At 38.2% G+C, this 21,824-nt stretch carries 12 protein-coding genes; 3 read left to right on the top strand and 9 right to left on the bottom strand.

Translation table 11 applies throughout. From position 1 onward, the window contains the following. Positions 1-42 precede the first annotated feature (42 nt). Positions 43-2,091 (top strand): hypothetical protein, encoded by a 2,049-nt coding sequence (locus tag HW347_RS01555; RefSeq protein ID WP_214610202.1) that lies wholly within the window; start codon positions 43-45, stop codon positions 2,089-2,091. Positions 2,092-2,217: 126 nt separating this feature from the next. Here HW347_RS01555 and HW347_RS01550 read toward each other — a convergent pair whose 3' ends face one another. From HW347_RS01550 to HW347_RS01530, 5 genes are all read right to left on the bottom strand, one after another. Further along, positions 2,218-3,321, bottom strand: a complete 1,104-nt coding sequence (locus HW347_RS01550) for an acyltransferase family protein (RefSeq protein ID WP_214610201.1) — start codon at positions 3,319-3,321, stop codon at positions 2,218-2,220. Between the two features lie 13 nt (positions 3,322-3,334). Next, entirely contained in the window at positions 3,335-5,143 is a 1,809-nt protein-coding gene (locus HW347_RS01545; protein ID WP_225901792.1) for an alkaline phosphatase, read from the bottom strand. A 75-nt stretch (positions 5,144-5,218) separates the two neighbouring features. Next, positions 5,219-6,808 carry a RagB/SusD family nutrient uptake outer membrane protein gene (locus HW347_RS01540; RefSeq protein WP_214610200.1) on the bottom strand — a complete coding sequence of 530 codons (1,590 nt, stop codon included), beginning with the start codon at positions 6,806-6,808 and terminating at the stop codon, positions 5,219-5,221. A gap of 19 nt (positions 6,809-6,827) precedes the next feature. Next, the gene (locus tag HW347_RS01535) at positions 6,828-9,893 is read right to left on the bottom strand and encodes a SusC/RagA family TonB-linked outer membrane protein (protein ID WP_214610199.1); all 3,066 of its coding nucleotides are present in this window, start codon (positions 9,891-9,893) and stop codon (positions 6,828-6,830) included. 178 nt (positions 9,894-10,071) lie between these two features. Then, positions 10,072-13,758, bottom strand: coding sequence for an AraC family transcriptional regulator (locus tag HW347_RS01530; protein WP_214610198.1), 3,687 nt, complete (start codon positions 13,756-13,758; stop codon positions 10,072-10,074). 262 nt (positions 13,759-14,020) lie between these two features. Here HW347_RS01530 and HW347_RS01525 point away from each other — a divergent pair, with 262 nt between their 5' ends. Continuing rightward, positions 14,021-15,235: a DNA polymerase Y family protein gene (locus tag HW347_RS01525; RefSeq protein WP_214610197.1), complete on the top strand. Its 1,215-nt coding sequence runs from the start codon at positions 14,021-14,023 to the stop codon at positions 15,233-15,235. 78 nt (positions 15,236-15,313) lie between these two features. After that, a complete protein-coding gene (locus HW347_RS01520; RefSeq protein WP_214610196.1) occupies positions 15,314-18,340 on the top strand; it encodes a DNA polymerase III subunit alpha in 3,027 nt (1,008 codons plus the stop codon). Positions 18,341-18,373: 33 nt separating this feature from the next. Here the strand turns inward: HW347_RS01520 and HW347_RS01515 are convergent, their stop codons facing one another. The 4 genes from HW347_RS01515 to HW347_RS01500 all read right to left on the bottom strand — a co-directional run bounded on the left by HW347_RS01515 (position 18,374) and on the right by HW347_RS01500 (position 21,824). Further along, positions 18,374-19,216, bottom strand: coding sequence for an endo alpha-1,4 polygalactosaminidase (locus tag HW347_RS01515; protein WP_214610195.1), 843 nt, complete (start codon positions 19,214-19,216; stop codon positions 18,374-18,376). Between the two features lie 68 nt (positions 19,217-19,284). Further along, a complete protein-coding gene (locus tag HW347_RS01510; protein ID WP_214610194.1) occupies positions 19,285-19,689 on the bottom strand; it encodes an OsmC family protein in 405 nt (134 codons plus the stop codon). A 16-nt stretch (positions 19,690-19,705) separates the two neighbouring features. Beyond that, positions 19,706-20,212 (bottom strand): GNAT family N-acetyltransferase, encoded by a 507-nt coding sequence (locus tag HW347_RS01505; RefSeq protein WP_214610193.1) that lies wholly within the window; start codon positions 20,210-20,212, stop codon positions 19,706-19,708. 34 nt (positions 20,213-20,246) lie between these two features. Further along, positions 20,247-21,824, bottom strand: a complete 1,578-nt coding sequence (locus HW347_RS01500; RefSeq protein WP_214610192.1) for an amidase — start codon at positions 21,822-21,824, stop codon at positions 20,247-20,249.

The raw sequence follows: 21,824 nt of genomic DNA, 5'->3' as shown, positions 1-21,824 counted from the left end.
CTAATCAACAATAAATAATTTTAAATTTTTAAAGTCTTTATTATGAAATTGAAAACAACAAATTTTGTAAAAGTATTGGCAATGGTCGCTGCTATTACCCTTGCGAGCTGTAGTAGTGATGACAATGCTCCGGATGCAGGTCCTGACGGGGAAACACCTACGTGTACCGATGGTGTTAAAAACGGTGATGAAACTGGTGTAGATTGCGGTGGATCTTGTACTGCGTGTGATGCGTCAGAAGAAGGAACAAAATTAACGGGCGTTTTAACAGAAGAGAGAACACTTGACGCTACTAAAACTTATAGTTTAGAAAAAAGCTACAGTATAGAAGCTGGGGGTAAATTAATAATTCCTGCAGGTACAGTTATTAACGCAACAGTTGAGTCTGGTGATGAGACCGAAACTTTTATTGTTGTTCAAAAAGGTGGTGAAATTGATGTTCAAGGTACTGAAGCTGCACCTGTAACTATGCAATCTACTGGTGGTGAGCCAGGAGAATGGGGTGGTTTGGTTATTTTAGGAGATGCTACTACAACAGCTGGTGTAGATGCTACTGCTGAGGTAAGTAACTTCAAATATGGTGGTACTGCTGATGATGACAACTCAGGTTCTATTAAGTATTTAATCATTAAGCATGCTGGTGCTCAGATCAATGCAGAGTCTCAATATAACGGTCTTACACTTTATGCTGTAGGTTCTGGAACTACTATTGACAACGTTGCTATGATAGATGGTGAAGATGATGGTGTTGAGTTCTTCGGTGGAACTGTTTCTGCTTCTAACCTTTACTTTGAAAACAACCAAGATGATTCTATTGACTGGACAGAAGGTTGGAACGGTACGGTTACAAATGCATACGTATTACATACAGAAGAAGGATTCTCTACTGCTGTTGAAGCAGATAAGGATAACGGAAACCCTAAATTGATAAACTTTACAGCTGTTTCAACTGTTGGTGGTACTGCTTTGCAGTTCAAAGCTACTTCAGGTGCAACAATCACTGGTCTTTCTTTGAGCGGTTATGATACTTCTATAGATATGAAAGATGATGGTCCTTTGGCTAACGTTATTATTGAAGGTGAAGCTGGAAATCCAGAAAGTACTTACAACAACAATGCAAGTGTAGATGTTGCAATTTTTGACTGGGTGAATACTGATACTTCTGCAGGTGAAAGCAGTATTTTAACAGGAACTGTAACTAGCGATCGTACATTAGATGCTTCTATAAGCTACCTTTTGTCTACAAGCTTAAGTGTTGAGTCCGGAGCTACTTTAACTATTCCTGCTGGAACTAAAATCAGTGCTCAAGTTGAGTCTGGTGATGAAACTGAAACTTTTATAGTTGTTCAAAAAGGAGGTATGATTATGGTTGAAGGTACTGAAGCAAACCCAGTTGTAATGACATCTACCAACGGTAACGCTGGTGATTGGGGTGGCTTAGTTATTTTGGGAGATGCTACTACAACAGCTGGTGTAGATGCTACTGCTGAAGTAAGTAACTTTAAATACGGTGGTACTGCAGATGATGACAACTCTGGTTCTATTACCTACTTGATTATAGAGAATGCTGGAGCGCAGATTAATGCTGAGTCTCAATACAATGGTCTTACATTGTATGCTGTAGGTTCTGGAACTACTATTGACAACGTTGCTATGATAGATGGTGATGATGACGGTGTTGAGTTCTTTGGTGGAACTGTTTCTGCTTCTAACCTTTACTTTGAGAACAACCAAGATGATTCTATTGACTGGACAGAAGGTTGGAACGGTACAGTAACTACTTCTTATGTTGTTCATAGTAAAGAAGGATTCTCTACTGCTGTTGAAGCTGATAAAGCTAATGGTAATCCAAAATTGATTGACTTTACTGCTGTTTCTACTGTTGGTGGAACTGGTCTTCAATTTAAAGCTACTTCTGGTGCAACTTTAACTAACGTTAGTCTTACTGGTTACGATACTAACGTTGATATGAAGGATGCAGGACCTCTTGCAAACGTAATTGTTGATGAAACAGCTCTTACTACTGCTGAAGATGATGTTTTCAACGGTACAGCTGTTGATGTTGCCATCTTTGCTTGGGCAACTAAATAAGCTATCAAAATAGCAATCATATAATTTTAAAAGCCCGCTATTGCGGGCTTTGTTGTTTTCCTATTTGAAATAGAAGGTCAATTAAAACCACATATAAATGGGGTCTATTTAAGTATTTCTAGTAACCTACACCTTTATATAAATCTTCTTTCTATCTAGCCAAAGACCAATACTCCAGCAAAAGAGCATAAAAACTAGGGCAAAGGCAAAAGATCCAAAGTAAGGGCCTATCCAGCTAAATCCTTTTTGATATACATAGTTGAATAGACTTTGTTCTCCATCAACTCGAATGAAATGCATGCCAATGGCCACATATTCCGATAGCAGATAGATGAAAAGCGGATTCTTTCCGAATACTTCAAAAAAGTTATAGTTAACTGGTTTCTTCACAAAATCAATAGTATAGATAAGTATTGACAATACCACAATATCAAGACCTACGGTAAGTACCACGAACGAACTTGACCATAGTTTTTTATTTACAGGGAAGCCTAGGTCCCAGAGATAAGCTACAACCAATAAACCTGCGCCCATCAGCAGCATTTTTGCCAGCTTTTCGTAGTTCATACCACCGTCAATAATATACTTACCTATAAGATAGCCCACCAGCACATTACAAATGGAGGGCAGGGTGCTTAAAAGACCTTCAGGGTCAAACGGTATACCGTTGCCCATATATACGTGATTGTCTCCTAAAAAAAAGTGATCTACTGTCCTTGCAAAGTTTCCTTCTAAAGTATAATCGCCAAAAGCACTCAGTACACCCCAGTACCCTAGAAGTATCACTACCGAGGCTATAATCAGTTGCTTATTGGTTAGAAAGTATATCATCACGGCACCAATGAAGTAACAGAGGGCTATGCGTTGTAGAACCCCAAGTATTCTTGTTTCGCTAAAAGGAATAGCAGCAAGGTCTCCGGTTTCTGTCCAAGAAACAAAGGGAATCCAATACATGGTATATCCTAGCAGAAATATAATTAAAGTCCGCTTTGCTATTTTTTTGAAAACTTGGGATAAGGGTTTGTCTGCCCATTTGGTCTTTACAAAGGCAAAGGCGTTACCGACCGCGAACAGAAAAGAAGGAAAAACCAAATCGGTAGGGGTAAAGCCATGCCAGTTGGCATGTAGCAAGGGTGAAAAGGTCATGTTCCAGTCTCCAGGCGTATTTACAATGATCATTAAGCAAATGGTCAATCCCCGAAATACATCGAGTGCTTTGAATCTTTTCATGGTCGGTTACATTTTAGTTGCCCTCTAAGTTAAGCGCTCTTTTGATCTTTTCAAATAAATCGCTGTTTTCATAAATTCCTTGGAAAGACTGCGATTGTGGACCATAAGCAAATATGGGAACCATAGTGGCGGTGTGGTCGAAGGTAGTAAAAGTTCCTTCAATTATACTTTCTTTTAGATTGCCCTGTGGAATGCTAAAACCAGAGGTTTCGTGGTCTGCGGTAATAACTACCAAAGTGTTGCCTGATGCGTCTGAAAATTTCACTGCTTCGGTAATGGCCCTATCAAAGTCAATTCCTTCGGTAACAATACCGCCTACGTTATTGTAATGTCCATTACTATCAATTTGGGCTGCCTCAACCATTAAGAAAAAGGGTTTGTTCTTGGAATTCAAAAAGTCGATACCATTTTTTGTTGCAATGGCAAGCGCGTTGTCACGACCTTCAAGTACACTAGGTACACCACCTTCGGAAAGAAAATGACCTACTTTGTCGGATTGATTTTTACCTATTTCGCTAATATTGTTCAGCAGCGTGAAATCGGTTTTTTTCCAATCGAATGTAAAATCTTCAGCTCCTCCTCCTATAAAAAGTGAAATGTTACTTTTTAAAAGGTCGTTAGCAATAAGCTCCGTATCGGAACGGTCTTTTTGATGTGCGAAGAAAGATGCGGGGGTTGCTCCCGTAACATGATCGGTAGTTATGATGCCGGATACAAAATTATGTTTTGAAAAAAACTCTGGCATGTTCTCAATAGGTTGCCTTTCCGGATTGAGTCCAATAGCTCTGTTGTAGGTTTTAGTGCCTGTAGCCAATGCTGTACCAGCCGCGGCCGAATCCGTAGTAAAATCATCTGAAGATTGAGTTTTTAGAAAACCGATACTCTTTAATTGCGAAAGGGTAAGTTCACCTCCATTGGCCAAAATAGCTGATGAAATCTGGTTTAGACCATTACCATCACCAATTAGCAGAATGACATTTTTAATAAGCGTGTCTTTTTGGTCCGTGGCATAAGTAGGACGGTACACTTCTGAGTTTACTGTATTTTTATAGGTGCGTTTTTCAAGGGAGTTTAAGTAAGTGGCAGTCTTATGGGGCATATTTGTATTGATGATATCAACACCTAAATCTGAAAAGGCCTTCCAAGCAGTATTGGAATCTGGTGTGCCCCAAAAACGAAAAGGCTTGTTGAGGTCATGAGCTTTTTTTATAGTTTCGGATACATTTTTATAATCCTCTTGGGTGAGTCTACCTTTGCCGTTCCATTCCGAATAGTTTTTAAAATTAACGCTTATAAAAGCTACCTTTTTCCAATCATCAGGATCTAGGTTGCTTTCTAGCTTTTGATGATCAAAATAAACATAGTCAGGGTAGGAATCATAGGTTTCAGGGTTGGGTCTATGCCCAGAAATGACGATTTTTAAATCAGGTCTTGAGGTGATTTCAGGATATTTTTTGAGTACGGAAAGTATTTTTTTTAAAGTAGGCCCGGCATCGGACTTTATATCCAACATTATCATAAGGCCAGTTGGGTCTCCTATATGGTTTTCAATAGCATATTCTAAAGGTTCTAGGTAAAGCACTTGTAATGTGTTGCCCTCAATAATTTCGGCCTCTGTATGAGTGATGTTCAGTTTGCCATTTTTAAGAAAAACATCGGCTTCCATAATATCAAGTCCATTTGAATAAGCTTTCCAAAACGGTACATTTTGAAGATAATCGTTATGCGAATGAATTAATGTTTTTCTGTTTTGCTGTGCTTTAAGCATGGTGACGCAAAAAAGGAAGAATAAGAAAGAGAACTTTGTTTTAAATCTGTACATATCATAAAATTAAGAAAAGAGTGTCTCATCAAGAGACACTCTTTCATAAAAAAAACTAAACTAACGAACTAACTTCTACCATCCTTTATTTTGGGGGATTCCAGATGATTCAATAACTGTACTGGGTATGGGCCAAACATTCATGTAGGAAGCATCAAAATTTCTTGTGGGCCAAACAATTTCTGATGTGTAAGGCGAATCAGGGTTGGAGCGATCTGTGTAAATACGTCCGTAAATTGGCTCGGCATATGTTTCTGCGGCATCGCCCCAGCGGACTAAATCAAAATGTCTGTTGGCAAATTCACCGGCAAGCTCAACGCGTCGTTCATGTTTTAAATCTACCATGGTTGCATTGGTAATGGTAGGAAGCCCAGCTCTTTCGCGAACCATATTTAATGGAGCATCTCCATTTTTACCATCCATGATAAGTGCTTCAGCCTTCATGAGCAACACTTCCGCGTAGCGCATTAAAGGAACATTGTAAATAGTAGAAGGGTCATCGCCATTACTATTGAGATAAGTGCCAATAGGGTTTTCGAACTGAAACTCGTACATGTATTTGTTGAACTGAAAACCAGATAAAGAGTTTTCTGATTGGTATCTTCTAGCCTCACCAAAAAATGTGAAATCATCACCAAAATTCAAAATGGTTACAGCTTTTCGAGCATCACCATCTTCAAATTCATTGTACAGGCCTTCGGAAGGAGTGTAATAGCCCCAACCATTGTATTTACCCCAGCCTTTGTTTTCGAGCATAACCCCTGTAAGGATACTGCCTTTGTCTACTCCGGAATTTACGGACCAAATATACTCGCTGGTCCAATTGTTCAAGTTGCTGTGCAGTTCACGGTAATCTTGAGATGGATTGCCCGTATTGATCAATGCCCTTCCCGAACCACTATTGGTAACCGCATCCGCATATTTTACAACTTCGGCATATCTAGCGGCGTCATATTGTGCCCAATAAAGATTGGTTTTGGCCATATATGCCAATGCGGCATCTTTATGCGGACGCCCATAGTTCTCGGATGAATAGTCTGTGAACAATGGTAACAGTTCTGCGGCTTTCATTAAATCTGCTTCTATCTGTTTGTAGTTTTCAACTACACTGGCAGGTCTGGAGTAGCTACCAGGTTCATCGTTCATATTAGCTTCGGTGACAATAGGAACGCCTCCGTTGTTTCCGTCATCACCGTAGGTATGAGCTACCCAGAAATAACTGAAAGCACGCATAAAGTAAGCCTCGCCCAAATATTGATTTTTTAGTGTTTCGCTGATGTCCATATTTGGGATGTTCAAAATAACATCATTGGCCCTACGAATAACTTTGTAGCTATTGGGGTAGCATGTTGAGGTATAGCCACCTTCGCCTCCTGTTATGTTGAAATCTTTGATATTATCCGCGGAAGCTTTAATACGGCCCGTAATCATGTCATCGGAAGCATTAATGTACCAAAAGAATCCTCTGGAGAACATTTCCTGATCTGTCATATAGGCGTACATAGTGTTCACCGCTTCCGAAGCGTCTTGTTCAGAAGCCCAAAAGTTGGCGTATGAGGTGCTGCCTAAAGGGGTGACCTCTGTAAAATCGTCCGAGCATGTAATTAGGTTAAGGCCGGCGAAACCTATTAGCAAACTCATTGTTTTTATTCTATTGAATTTCATTTTTTTAGATGTTTTTTAGTTAAAGAGATAAAGACAATCCTGCTGTAATTGTTCGAGAAAGAGGGTACCGGGCGATATCTAATCCTTTACCGCCAACCTCTGGGTCAATACCAGTATAATCTGTTATTGTAAATAGGTTTTCCGCAGAAATGTAGAAACGTAAAGACGAGCCAGGCAATACAGTACGCATGATGCGGTCATCTATAGTGTAACCCAACGTAACGTTCTTCATTCTTAAATACGAAGCATCTTCAAGATACCAGCTAGAGGCCAGACCAAAGTTTTGATTATCGTCTTTAGTTGATAATCTAGGTGTAGTTGCACCTGTATTGGAAGAAGACCATGCATCTAATGCTCTGTTATCTAGGTTGTAACCTGATAGTGAGGCATTGTAAGTAGAGAACTTATAACCGTTAAAGACTTCAACACCGGAAACACCTTGGAACAACATGCCTAAATCAAAGTTCTTGTAGTTCAGATTCAAACCAAAGTTGTACGTGAAATCTGGTTGGTAGCTATCGTAGAAAACCTTGTCATTGTCATCTATTTTACCATCATCATTACTATCGGTAAATTTGAAATCTCCAGGTTGAGCATTGGGCTGTATTAGGCCCCCATCTTTTGCATAAGCATCAATCTCTGCCTGGTTTTGGAAAATACCTACTTGAGGCACTACGTATACCGAGTATAGGGCTCTGTTGACTTCTGAACGGTAGGGCCTTAATACGCCTCTAACATTGTCACTATGTGCAATAAAATCTATACCACTTTTGTTGTACCCGTCAAGGTTTACCAATTCATTGTCAAGAACACTTGTGTTGGCATTAACGGTAAAATCTAAATCCCCTATTTTGTTAGAATAGCTGGCGGAGATTTCAAAACCATTGTTTTTAACTTCTCCACCGTTTACATCGGCAGCACTGGTGCCTTGGTTAAGATCTTCAAGACCGGGAAGAATCATTCCTTTGGTACTTTTTTCAAAGTAATCAAAAGTAAGGCTTAAGCTGTTGTTGAAAAGAGCTGCGTCCAGACCAAAGTTGATTGATTCAGATACTTCCCAATTTAAATCTGGGTTAGATTGTTTTCCAACAAAAGCACCCTTATCATCAAATGATGCATCCTCGCCAATAGTCACTACGGTAGTGTTCAACGGAACATCAAAAGAATAGTAACCTACAGAGTTGATGTTTCCAATCTGCCCCCAAGATGCTCTAAATTTTAAATCATTGATTGCGCCAACATTAAAAAAAGATTCATCTGATAACCTCCAACCTACTGTAGCGGAAGGGAAGTTGTCCGCTTGGTTGTTTGCGGCCAAGCGAGAAGTCATATCTCTTCTAATACTGCCGGAAATAAAATAACGATTTTTGTAATTATACATTACCCTTCCTATAGCGGATGTCAATGCATCTTCATACACCTCCGTGCTAGGGTTCCGTATAACGGAAGCATTAGATAAATACTGATTAAAAGCTTGTTCGTTACTAAAACCTTCTCCTTTACTGGTTAGTTTTTCAAAATCAGTATGCTGAGAGGAATAGATGGCGGTAACATCAAGATTGTGGTCGCCAAATGACTTCTTGTAGCTTAGCTGATTGTCCCATACCCATCGGTTGGTGGTTGCGTTGCTTTGTTCAAGGTAGTTGTTGGGGTTAGAACGCCCAAGTTCTGGTACTCTGGGTTGAAACCTTTTGTATTCTGAATTCGTGTAACTATAGGAATAAGTTGTTTTGAAAGACAGACCGTTCACAATATTATACTCTAAAAAGACATTGGCATTCAAAAAGTTGGTAGGCGCAGAGGTTGTTGGTCTCAATAGCAAGGCCAATGGGTTATAAACATCTCCGTATGCCCCGGCAAATTGCGAAAGGCTTTCAGGAGCAACACCTGCAAAACTTCCGTCTGCATAACGTGTTGGAGAAGCAGAAGGCATATAAATTGCATTTATAATAGTACCGGAATATGGGTTGTCTGTGTTGGTACCTACAGCTTCAGTTCGTGAGAAATAAACGTTTTCGCCTATTTTAATTTTATCGGAAAGGTCAAAATCTGATTTCACTCTGAAATTATAGCGCTCAGAACTTGTTCCCTCTAAAAGGCCATCTCTTTTAGTATATCCAAAAGAGGTTAGGTAATTCATGCTTTCTCCTGCGCCACTAATATTTACGTTGGCATTGTTGATGCCTGCAGGTCTAAAAATAGCATCTACCCAATTGGTACGGTTTACTTGTCCGTAAGGATTCTGTTCTGCATCATGAGCAGACTGTCTTGGGGTTCCCGCATTATCAGCCGCCGTATTGTAAACTTGAGACTGTTGTAGGGCTGTTAGCGGAGTAGGTAGGTTTGTTGCTTCTTGCATACCACCGTAGTAATCTACTGTTATACGAGGTTTGCCTGTCTTTCCTTTTTTGGTCTGTATAACGATAACGCCCGAAGCAGCTTGAGCTCCATATATTGCTGCAGATGCCGCATCTTTAAGAACAGAAACGGATGCTATGTCATTAGGGTTGATTGCAGGGCCGTAATAAGGTACACCATCTACTACAGTAAGTGGACTTTCATTAGCAAAAGTTCCGAGTCCACGAATAACTACGTTACCGCTAGCGGTAGGGTCTCCTCCTTGAGACATTACGGTTACACCGGCAACATTACCCTGTAAAAACTCGGTAACATTGGATACGGGCCTAGAAGCAATACTTTCTACATTGTTTACTGTGGCAATGGCCGTGGTTAAATCCCCTTTTCTAGATGAACCGTAGCCTATAAGTACTACTTCATCTAAGAAACTGGCCTCTACGCTCATAGATATGTTTATAGTGTCATCTCCAGAATATGCTATTTCTTTGGTAGCAAAACCCAAAGAAGAAACTACGAGCGTTCCGTTTTCTTCGGAAAGGTTCAATGAGAAATTACCGTCAAAATCAGTAGAAGTGCCTACTTGGGTATTTCCCTTTAAAATAATTGATGCAGATGGAATGGGCATTCCGTCCGTTTCGGAAACTACCGTTCCCTTTACTGTTACTTGCGAATAAGAAAAGGAAATACATCCTAATGCTATTAGCAGAACTAAGTATACTTTTTTCATTTAGGTAAAATTTTAAAATTGGTTATCAACCAAAAGTAGTTGGAGACAATGCTTTACCAGATGAAAAAGGAATCATAAAGGTGCACTTATGGCTCAAAAAAGGGGGTGGATTGTTTCTTTTTAGTGCACTTTAGTTACAATAATTATAGCGTAACATTGTAATAATATGTAGGTAACATTAAACCTTCATTATTCTTGCACGATATTCTTTTGGGCTGCACTCAAAATTTTTCTTAAAAAGGCGGCTAAAGTATTTGGGGTCGTTAAAGCCACATTCCATACTAATTTCTGAAATGTTTAAGGTGTGGTTTTTGAGAAGATATTCCGCTTTTTGTAGACGTAGTTTTATAATCACGTCAGAAGGAGACTGTTGCAATACTTCTTTAAATGCTCGGTAGCATTTTATTTTTGATACGAACAGGGTTTCCTGTAGCTTTTGAACGTTAAATGAGGGATTGTTCAGGTTTTCGTTTATAAGGTTTAATGCTTTTTTTGCTAGTTTTTCATTTACGGATAGTCTTTTGTCGTCATCAAATGGTGTTTCAAAAAATACCTGTTTAGATGTATTGCTCGCATATTTTTTCCTTACGGATAAGAGTTTTGTTGTTTTACTTTGAATAAAAGATTTACTAACAGGCAATTGAATAAAGGCATCTACGCCAAGCTCAGTAGTCTGTACGCGTAAGGAGTGATCAATATCTTCCGATATATAAATAATTGGTAAGGTAGTTTGTGCGGTACTGTTCTTTATAAGATGAAAGAGTTGTACCAGCTGTTCGTCAACAGGAATGTTGTATAGGACTAAACAATGTATGTTTACATGTTTTATAGCTGAAGAAATAGCAGAGGTGGTTCGTTCAAAAACCAAATTGTTTTCTTGGTCGTCAAACAGTTGAAATGCGGGTAGGTAGTCATTGTCATTACAGAAGACGAGAATATTATTTTTGTCTGACGGTAGTTTTTGGTTAAGGTCAAGATGCTTCCATAGTACTTCTTCAATTTTGTTATTTTGGGTGTCAACTACTTTAATTGGTAGATACGCCAAAATTGTTAAGTTATTTTCATTGTTGACAGTGAGCGTTCCGTCCATAGCTGTTAATAAAGTATTTGCTGCTTTGTAATACGGGCTATAATGCTGTATGCTGAAAAAATTATCAGCAAGAACCTTGCTGTTAGATTCTATAAGAAGTTCTAGGGAGTCATCTTTTGTTCTCACGACTACTTTTAAGTAACTGCTTTTAGAAATATACTTTAGAATATCATTAAAAAGATACTTGAAAAATAACTTAAAGCGGAGGGAGTCCAACTCAATCCATTGATCTTGTATGTCTAGGGAATAATCTAGATTTACTTTAGATTTTTTAGCATGTATAGAGAGACCATCAATAAGTACTTTTATGGTTTGTTTTATTTTGGTGGCGGATTTTTTTAATTCGCCAATATCTTTTGAATTGGTTAGATAATCCCATTCAGAAAGTAACGTTATCAGCTTATTGGATTCGCTGTTTATATTTTGTTTTAGTCTTTCGTTTTCAATCAGTTCTTTGGAGCTCTCAATAATTTTAGAAACCGGTTCTTTAAATTCAGATAAGACAAAGGTTTTGAATTTTTCAATTTCAAAATCTTCATTTTTAAGTTGATGATACGAGTTTAAGAGTTCTTCCCTTTGGCGGTTAATCTCTTTGTTTTTTTCATCTAATGTATGGTTAACCTTTATTAGACGTTCTTTTTGGCGATTTATAGTATCAGTTCTTTCCTCTATTTTAAGTTCTAATTTTTTTTGATTTTTCGCAATATTTTGGTTTCTGACTAGTACCCAACTGGTAAAGGTTATAAAGGAAGTTACCAGTAGTAAAATAAAGAACCAGGTGGTTTTGTAAAACGGTTTGTTAATAATTATAGGTATGCTTTTAAAGGCAAGGTCTTTGGCTAAGGAATTTTTTACCTCAAAAATATATTCGCCATCGGGCAGATTTGTATAATGGATAGGAGAGTTGTTGAAATTTTGAAAGCTATCATCATATCCCAATAGCCTGTAAAGTATCTTATTATTAGGGTCTTTGGTGAAAACAACGGGTTCTATTGTAATATCTATTGAATTGTCTTTGTAGCTTTTTATGATACCCTCAGAAAAATCGCGGGTATCATCAATATGTACTTTAAGTTTGGGCAGTTCTTTTGTTATGTTCAGGGTAGCGGGAGAGAAATGGTTTAAACCGTTGATTCCTGCAAAGAACAAGGTTCCTTTTCGATCTTGGTAATAGGCTCCTTCGGAGAATTCCCTAGCTTGCCATCCTTCATCCATATTTAAAGACGTTACCGAAAAATTGTTCCGGTCTATTGTGGCAATACCTTTAGTGGTACTTATCCATACTTTGTCACTATCTAAAAGCAGGCCATAAACCATATGGCTCGGTAGTCCTTCCTTTTCGGAAATGTGATGAATAAGACCCTCGTTTTTATCGTAAATACTGATGCCGCCCAGGCTTGCAATCCAATAATAACCAGATTGTTTGTCCTTAATAGAAGAATAAACACTGTTGCCTGAAATACCGTTGTTTACGGTAATGTTTTTTAATGCTCCTGTAGAAATATCTAAAAGAATAAGACCCTCATTTTCCGTGCTGATTAAGAGTTCTCCATCTGCATATTCTATATTTCTGATGTTGTATGGACTTAGTGCTTCTTGCCCTTTGAAATATTGAAATTTATCCGTTTTAAAATCAAATTTAGCCACACCGCTCCAACAAGCTACCCATAGCTGACCTTCATTATCTTCTTTAAAAGAATAATTTCTGTCACTGGGGAGTTCGGCAATGTTTTTTGATTCGTATAGTTGATAACCATTATTTTTTATTCTAATGATACCTGCGTAGGTACCCACCCAGATTTCTCCGGAAGAGGTTGTGTATAGTGAGCGAATACGGTCCCAGTCAGAATTGTCATGAGCTTCGTTTAGGTTATACTTTACGAAGCACTTCTTTTTTTGGTCAAAATGGAAAATGCCTTTTGTATAATAGCCAAGCCAAATACGACTGTCAAAATCCGTAGTTATTGCGCGGATAGTTTCGTTGGGTAAATGTGGATATTTGTTTGGGTGCGGTACAATGGTCGTAATCTGTTCAGAACCACTATAGGCCATGCTTAGTCCGCCATCTTTGTGTCCAAGCCATATGTTGCCAAAAGCATCTTCGTATATTTTTTCTACTTCGTCACTGTTAAAACTATGAGGGTCGTATAGGTCATGAAAATAATGATCTACCTGTTCATTATTACGGTTATCGGTATTATTGGGAATGATATAAACACCATTTCTTCTTGTGGCGTACCAGATATGTCCAGACTTATCTTTAAGGACATCATTAATAATAACATCTGGGTATTTGTTCAGTAAAATGCCTTTTAAAATGCTTTCATCTTCCTTTTTTTCTTCAACAAATTGGGTCGTTTTGAACTCACCATCTATAAACTCATAGCTAGTTTTATCGGTTCTAACCCCAATAGTACCATTTTGGGTAACCATTAAATTTTGTGGAGTAGCATCGAAGACAAAATTTTGAAATTTATTGTTGCCAATGTATTTACTTATCTTTTTGTCATTAGTGAATACCCAAATATTACCTTTTCTGTCTTTTTTTAATTTACTAATGTTGTTTCCAGCTATTGATTTTGCTGTTTTTAAGTCATGTTTGTATACCGTAAAAGTGTTCCCGTTATAGCTGTTGAGCCCATCCCAAGTAGCAATCCATAACATACCATCATTGTCGCTTACTAAATCAGTTATAGAGTTGTTTGAAAGCCCGTCATTGGTGCTGAGGGTTTTAAACTTTATGTTCTGTCCGGAAGCAGATTTGCTGAAGAACATTATGAAAAAAGCGAAAAAAAGAAAACGTAGCGGTCTCATAATGGGTGGGTGTAGTACAATAGTAGTGGATGAGCTAAAATAGCAAAATAAAGCCATAAGTTTGGGTTGAACACTTTGTGTTTAGGTTATGAAACTCTCGTTAGAGTTGTAGTATTAGACAGGGGTGGGTTTCTTACCTCCAAAATTTAACACACTAGTTTTTGGATATAATCCAAATAACAGGAAATATTCCATAATTTAGCATTGTTGTTTCAACGCAGTTATGGAAAAAACCATTTTACATCTAGATTTGGATACATTTTATGTGTCCGTAGAGCGGCTCATCAATAGTGATTTGGTGAACAAGCCTCTACTTGTTGGCGGACTTAGCGATAGGGGCGTAGTGGCTGCCTGTAGCTATGAAACCCGAGGTTATGGTGTGCATTCTGGTATGCCCATGAAAATGGCAAAAGAACTTTGCCCGGAAGCTATTGCAATTAGAGGTAATGCGGGAACCTATAGTAAACATTCAGATGTTGTAACGGAAATCATACAAGAGCAAGTGCCTCTTTTTGAAAAATCTAGTATAGATGAATTTTATGCAGATCTTTCTGGAATGGACCGCTTTTTTGGTTCTTATAAATATGCTTCAGAGTTGCGGCAGCGCATTATTAGAGAAACGGGTTTGCCTATTTCCTTTGGGCTATCGGCAAATAAGGTGGTTTCTAAGGTGGCTACGGGCGAAGCAAAACCTAGTAATCAATTAAAAATAGATTACGGATTTGAGAAGCCTTTCCTGGCACCCTTATCCATAAAGAAGATACCAATGGTAGGCGATAAAACGTATCAGACCCTTCGGAACTTGGGGCTTCGTAAAATACATACTGTTCAAGAAATGCCCATAGAAGTTATGCGGAATGTACTAGGAAAAAACGGAGCGGTTATTTGGAAACGCGCCAACGGATTAGATAATACTCCGGTAATACCATTTTGTGAGCGGAAATCTATTTCTACGGAACGTACGTTCGATAAGGATACTATAGACGTAACCATGCTGCGGGGCATTCTCATTGCCATGACAGAAAATTTAGCGTATCAACTACGGCGTGGTGAAAAACTTACGGCTTGTATTGCGGTAAAGATTAGATATTCAGATTTTAATACCTACTCAAAACAGTTGCGCATACCCTATACCAGTGGAGACCATATTCTTATTCCTAAAATATTGGACCTGTTCAAAACACTATATAATCGCAGGTTATTGGTGCGTTTAATCGGTATTCGCTTTAGCCATTTGGTAGGCGGTAATTACCAGATTAATCTTTTTGATGATACGGAAGAGGCGCTAAACTTATATGATGCTATGGATAGAATTAGGAATAGATATGGCGATAAAAGTGTCATTCGAGCTTCGGCTATGGGGGCACGTAGTATTGGCCGAATGCAGAATCCGTTTGATGGCCGTCCTCCGGTTGTACTAGCCCATAGGAAACAATAATTATCTATTAGAATTCTAATAATTTTTCAGCTTAAAGAATCGAATACTATTTTTTTTAACCATTAACCACAAACCAATTTGTATTTAAACTGCCATACATATTACAGTCTGCGCTACGGTACTTTTTCAGAGACCGAACTCTTGCATTTGGCACAGGCCAATCATGTAACACAGGTGGTTTTGACTGATATTAATAATACTTCTGCTGCGCTCAATTTTGTAAGAAAGGCTCCAGAATATAATGTCAGACCTATATTGGGTCTCGATTTTAGAAATGGAGTTAACCAGTGCTTTGTTGGTATAGCTAGGAACAATGAAGGGTATCTGGAGCTCAATAATTTTCTGTCTAGGCATTTGCATGAAAAAAAGGAAATACCGGTGGCGGCTCCCAAGTTTGAACATGCCTATGTGGTATATCCTTTTGAAAAGGTAGTTGAGAACAACATGTCCATTTTCGCCGATAATGAATTTATTGGGATATCAATTTCTGATTTAAGACGATTACCCTTTTCAAAAATATTGAATTTAAAGGATAAGCTGGTGGTTCAACAACCGGTTACGTTTCGTAATAAAGCCGATTTTAATGCGCATAGGTTATTGCGTGCCATTGATAATAATTGCTTGTTGAGCAAATTAGATAAGACCGAAGAGGGTAACGAGGAAGAAAAAATGTTTCCGATTCAAAACCTAGCTATGGTCTTTTCTGAATATCCCTTTATTCTTGAGAATACAGAACGTTTAATGAACGCCTGTTCTATTTCTTTTGATTTTTCAGAAAAGAGACCTCCTCAAAATCAAGAAACTTATTTAGGCAGTAGTGAGGAAGATGAGGCCCTGTTGGAAAGACTATGTGAAGAAGGTTTGCCCTACCGTTATGAAACGGTTAATCAGGATATATTGGACCGTGTAAACAAAGAATTATCGCTTATCAAAAGCATGGATTTTGTATCCTACTTTCTACTTAATTGGGACATTGTTTCTCATGCGCGTAAACAAGGTTTTTTCTATGTAGGCCGTGGTAGTGGTGCTAATAGTATTGTAGCTTATCTGCTTCGCATAACGGATGTGGACCCTATGGAACTCGATTTGTATTTTGAGCGGTTCATCAATTTATATCGTGCCAATCCACCAGATTTTGATATCGATTTCTCCCATCGTGATCGGCCAGAAATGACCAAATATATTTTTGAACGATTTAAAAATGTGGCCTTGTTGGGTACCTATGTAACCTTTAAAGAAAGGGGTGTTATTCGCGAATTGGGTAAGGTGTTTGGTCTTCCGAAAAGTGAAATAGATTTGCTTTGTGAGGGCAGATGGGACCTTTCTAGGCTAGATGAGGTTTCGCGTTTGGTACTAAAGTATGGCCGCCTCATTAAAGATATGCCCAACTACTTGAGTATACATGCCGGAGGTATTTTAATCAGTGAAAAACCACTGCATTATTTCTCTGCTACGCATATGCCTCCCAAAGGGTTTCCGACCGTACAGTTTGATATGGTGATAGCTGAAGACGTAGGATTGTTCAAATTTGATATTCTTGGGCAGCGCGGGCTAGCCAAAATACGGGAGGCGCTAGATATTATAGCGTATAACCAACCTGAAAAAGTAGATACGTTCGATATTCATGATATCAAAAAAATAAAGACTGATGAGTCGGTTAATAACCTAGTGAAGACTGCCCAGTGTATGGGGTGCTTTTATGTGGAATCTCCTGCTATGCGTATGCTTTTAAAGAAATTAGAGGTCGATAATTATTTGGGTTTAGTGGCTGCCAGTTCTATTATTAGACCTGGGGTTGCCAAAAGCGGAATGATGCGCGAGTATATTTTACGGCATAGGAATCCGGGTAGGACAGAAGAAAAAGCACACCCTGTTTTGCTAAGCATTATGCCGGAGACTTATGGTGTTATGGTCTATCAAGAAGACGTTATAAAGGTGGCTCATCATTTTGCCGATTTAGATTTGGGCGAAGCCGATGTGCTGCGTCGCGGAATGAGCGGAAAATTTAGGTCGCGAGAAGAGTTTCAGAAAGTAAAAGATAAGTTTATAGACAACTGTAGAAGAAAGAGTGAGAGTGATGACGTTATTTTTGAGATATGGGAACAGATTGCAAGTTTTGCCGGCTATGCTTTTGCCAAAGGGCATTCTGCTTCGTATGCCGTAGAAAGTTATCAGACGCTTTTTTTACGGGCATATTTTCCATTGGAATATATGGTGGCCGTACTCAACAATGGCGGCGGATTTTATCGTCCTGAATTTTATGTGCACGAGGTGCGTATGTTGGGTGGTACCGTACATCCGCCGTGCGTTAATAGAAGCCATTATGCAAATGCTATCTATGGAACGGACGTTTTTATAGGCTTTGGTTTTTTACGGGAATTAGAAAGTAGGGTAGTGGAACGAATTTTAAAAGAACGCGCCAGCAACGGTTCTTTTTTATCGTTGGAAGATTTTTTGGATCGTGTGCTTATTTCTGTAGAACAGGTAGATGTCCTTATCCGTATAAATGCTTTTAGGTTTACGAATATCAATAAGCATGAACTGCTATGGAAAGCTTATTTCTTTCTCAGTAAAGGAAAGAAAATAGACCACCCCAAATTATTTGCTCCTAAGCATCAAGATTTTAAAATTCCGGAGTTGTATACCACCCATTTGGAAATGGCTTTTACGCAATTAGAGCTATTGGGTTTTTGTTTGTGTAGTCCTTTTGAATTATTGATAGAACCTCCTAAAAATAGTAGAGGCAGTAAAGACCTTGAAAAGTATCTTGGTCATCATATAGATATTTATGGGTACCTGGTAACGGTTAAGAATACCAGTACGCATAATGGGAAACGTATGTATTTTGCCACTTTGGTAGATCAGCACGGTCAAGTTTTTGATACCGTTCTTTTTCCACCGGTAGCCGCTAAATATAACTTTAGAGGCAAAGGTATTTATCGATTTTATGGTAAGGTGGTGAGCGAATTTGGTTTTTTAAGTATTGAAGTTATAAAAATGCAAAAGCAAGATTATGTCCAAGACCCAAGATATGCAGATATGAAAACCAGCACAAAAGTGTTTGAGAACAAGAAAGCAGAAGCTAAAGCAAACCGAATTTCATAAACTCTCGTAAAAAAAAAGTAAGTTGACTTTTAATCATTCATTGTAATGAACGTACTTTTTGAGGTTGGCATCTTCACATATAAAAGCGAGGTCTTTGGTGTAAATATCCATGTAATCAGAATAAACTTGGTCACAATTACTTTCGTTATAATGAACAATGATTACCAGTTTTCCAGCGGTCAAAAAGCTCTGAGCACCTGAGGTATCCCACCAATTTTTTTCGGTATTGTAAGATTCATAGGTTACACCATCAAAATTTTCTGCATCCTCTACAAAGTTCTTCGCCATGCATTTCATACCTTTTTCATGTACGTAATCGCAAAGTTCTTGAAAGTAGGCAATGCCTTCGGCTTTGGTAACTTCCAGCTCATAGGTTTCCCTAACATCATCATATAAGGCCCAATCCATATTATCAAATTCTACCCAATCAAAACCCCAATCGGCTATTTTGTCTATACGGGCTTTCATGACATCTACGATTCCCGTTGTAGTAGCGTTTACAAAATATTCCCCGGGCCATTCGCCCCATTGTTTGGTAATTAGATAAGGCTGTAAATCGGCAAAATCATCTCTCCAGTCTTCGCCGGTACCAATACTTATATATGCCGCCAATTGATTTCCGTTGGCCTTTATTTTAGCAACAGACGCTACTACGTCATCTTGAAAAGGGTCTAGCAATACGTAAGCATTGCTCGCATTCAAAGCAATATAATCTACTTGGTCGGGCTCATAATTTTCATTATAAGCATGATTGTAAACTGGTATGGCATCACTGGTTACTATTGGATTAATAGTCTCTTCTTTTGTAACAGTATCATCTTCATCGTTACACGACACTTGTAAAAACGCAACTAGAAAGACTAATAAAATTCTCATAATTATGTATTGAAATTGATGTACCGTAACGGGTGAATTGTATAAAGGTGAATAAACAGCTTTACTATTTATTCCGATATTTTTTGTACTTCACCGTGTATAGTGCAAGATTGTTTAACCGTATTATATATGGTTCCGAACTTTTCAATGTTCTTTTTTAGTAAGTCAATATTTAAACTTTCGTCTTGACTATATACTTTTAGAACGTAATTGATATTGTCCATTCTTGGAGGTTTCTCTAAACGCGTGGCTTTTACCAAAATTTCAGCATTGGTATATTCAAAATTCATCAAAATAGAAAAACGCTCCACGTTTTTAAGAATACAAGAAGAGAATGATCCTAAATATAATTCGGCAGGGTTTGGTAGACTATCTGCCGTTTCTGGAGTGATTCCAAAACTAATTTCAGATTGTTTAATGTCTATTAAAGCACTAGCTTTTGAAGATGAACGTGATGCTATCGAATATTCCATAACTTGAATATTAATGTTATTTAACTCCTTTCTTCAACTTAACCCAAAGGTAATCATCTATTATTTTATCATTTTTGAATGCTGCATTTTTTTTAATGCTTTCTAAAGTGAAATTATTCTTTTCCAGTACGCGCATAGAAGGCTTGTTGAACTCAAAAACGCCAGCTTCTATTCTTACAATATCAAAAGTACTGAAAGCATAATCGGTCATTAATGCTATGGCCTTGGTGGCAATTCCATTTCCCCAGAAAGGCTCACCTATAAAATATCCCATTTCGGCACTTAATCTAAAAACATCTTTTTTGATGTCTATTCCTATTTCGCCAACAAAAATGCCTTTCCAGTAAATTAATTTTCTTTCCGCAGGAGTTTTTTTAAGTTGAATAGCTATAAACTCTTCGGCATCCTTTAAAGTAAAAGGATTGGGAACTTTATCATAACCATTATCAAAAATAATGGGGTTGTTTCTGAATTCAGTAAACTGTTCGGTAATATCCGTTTGATAGTTTTTTAATTCTACCATAAACATTGAATGTTTAAACTGACTTGCATTTCAACTAATCTAGTTTTCCATTAGTAGGTGCCTTTTGCAAGTTAGGTGTTTTTCTGTGTTTTGTTCCTTGTTCGTAAGAATATGCTAAGCCTATTAATATGGGTTCATCATACATTCTGCCCAAAAACTGAAGTCCGGCAGGTAAGTTTTTAGCGGTAAAACCCATAGGAACTGTAAAGGCAGGTTGACCGGTATGCGGACTAATAACCTGATTGTTGTCTCCTAAATATTCTTCTTGGAAGTGGTCAATTCTTGCAGGAGGATTATTCCAAGAAGGATAAACGATTGCATCTAGTTCTAAAGAATCCATAACATTTTCTATGGCTTCGCGAAAAGCAATTCTACGGGTATCTGTGTAGGCATCTAAACAAGGAATTTCTGAATCTTCCCATCTGCCGGTATGCTCGGCATTTCTTAGTAATCTTTCTTTTGCAAATTCAGAAGTACTTCCTGCTTTAATAATATCTTCTATGGTTTTTATAGAATCATTTTTTACGTAGTTGGCCAAAAAGCCCTCAACATCTTCCCGAAATGGAGCGCACCACTGGTTTTCTTTCAAACTAGCGAAACCGGGTACAACTACAGAATCCACAACAGTAGCGCCAAGAGAATCCAGTTCGGAAAGTGACTGTTCAAACAACGTTTTAATTTCGGGGTCAGGGTCATTGTCACTTAATTCTCTCAGGATGCCAATTCTAGCACCAACAAGTGCATCTTTCTTAAGAAATTGAGTATAACTAGTAGGTATTTTGCCTTCTGAGTTTTTGGTAAGCGGGTCATCTGAGTCATACCCAGCAATAATTTCTAATACTTTGGTAGCGTCTTCAACAGTTCTCCCCATAGGGCCAACCACATCATTTCTTAAATAAAGAGGAACAATGGCACTTCTACTGACTAGTCCCAATGTAGTTCGGAATCCTACTAACGCATTATGGGAAGAAGGGCCTCTTATAGAGTTCCCCGTATCTGTCCCTAAACCAATAGTTCCAAAATTAGAAGCAATGGATGCACCTGTTCCACCACTTGATCCCGCGGGAACGTAATCTGTATCATATGGGTTTCTTGTAGTTCCGGCTGTTGAACTTTCCGTATGCATGGGACTAAAGGCCCATTCTGCCATGTTAGACTTGGCAATAACTATAGCCCCGGCTTCAACAAGTTTTTTAATAATAAATGCATCTTCCTCAGGTATAAAATCCTTTAAGGCCAATGAACCGGCTGTTGTTGGTAGACCAGCGGTATTAATATTGTCTTTTACAATTATTGGAATTCCATGTAAGGGGCGTAAAATGCCAGTTTCTTTATATTCCTTATCAAGGGCTTTAGCAATCTCAAGCGCCTTTGGATTTAGTGTGGTGATTGCATTTATAGTGCCGTCAAAATCCTTGATTCTTTCTACATATGCCTGAACCAATTGTTCACTATTAAAAGAACCTTCTTCATATGCCTTGTGAATATCTGAAACAGTTAATTCAGATAGCTCTATGGCCTTATTATCTGTTTGTGCCGTCTTTTGTTCTTTACAACTATAAAAACCTAACGTTAATACTACCAGTAAACAGAAAACTTTAGTTTTTATCAT

The organism is Zobellia barbeyronii (assembly GCF_018603515.1).
GTDB lineage: Bacteria > Bacteroidota > Bacteroidia > Flavobacteriales > Flavobacteriaceae > Zobellia > Zobellia barbeyronii.
This window is presented reverse-complemented; position numbering and strand designations above follow the sequence as displayed.

Bases quoted from the DNA above. Each gene is read 5' to 3' on its own strand.
- HW347_RS01505 (WP_214610193.1), bottom strand. From the start codon at position 20,212: ATGGTAGAATTAAAAAACTATCAAACGGATATTACCGAACAGTTTACT.
- HW347_RS01500 (WP_214610192.1), bottom strand. From the start codon at position 21,824: ATGATAAAAACTAAAGTTTTCTGTTTACTGGTAGTATTAACGTTAGGT.
- HW347_RS01555 (WP_214610202.1), top strand. From the start codon at position 43: ATGAAATTGAAAACAACAAATTTTGTAAAAGTATTGGCAATGGTCGCT.
- HW347_RS01545 (WP_225901792.1), bottom strand. From the start codon at position 5,143: ATGTACAGATTTAAAACAAAGTTCTCTTTCTTATTCTTCCTTTTTTGC.
- HW347_RS01525 (WP_214610197.1), top strand. From the start codon at position 14,021: ATGGAAAAAACCATTTTACATCTAGATTTGGATACATTTTATGTGTCC.
- HW347_RS01535 (WP_214610199.1), bottom strand. From the start codon at position 9,893: ATGAAAAAAGTATACTTAGTTCTGCTAATAGCATTAGGATGTATTTCC.
- HW347_RS01530 (WP_214610198.1), bottom strand. From the start codon at position 13,758: ATGTTCTTCAGCAAATCTGCTTCCGGACAGAACATAAAGTTTAAAACC.
- HW347_RS01540 (WP_214610200.1), bottom strand. From the start codon at position 6,808: ATGAAATTCAATAGAATAAAAACAATGAGTTTGCTAATAGGTTTCGCC.
- HW347_RS01550 (WP_214610201.1), bottom strand. From the start codon at position 3,321: ATGAAAAGATTCAAAGCACTCGATGTATTTCGGGGATTGACCATTTGC.
- HW347_RS01515 (WP_214610195.1), bottom strand. From the start codon at position 19,216: ATGAGAATTTTATTAGTCTTTCTAGTTGCGTTTTTACAAGTGTCGTGT.
- HW347_RS01510 (WP_214610194.1), bottom strand. From the start codon at position 19,689: ATGGAATATTCGATAGCATCACGTTCATCTTCAAAAGCTAGTGCTTTA.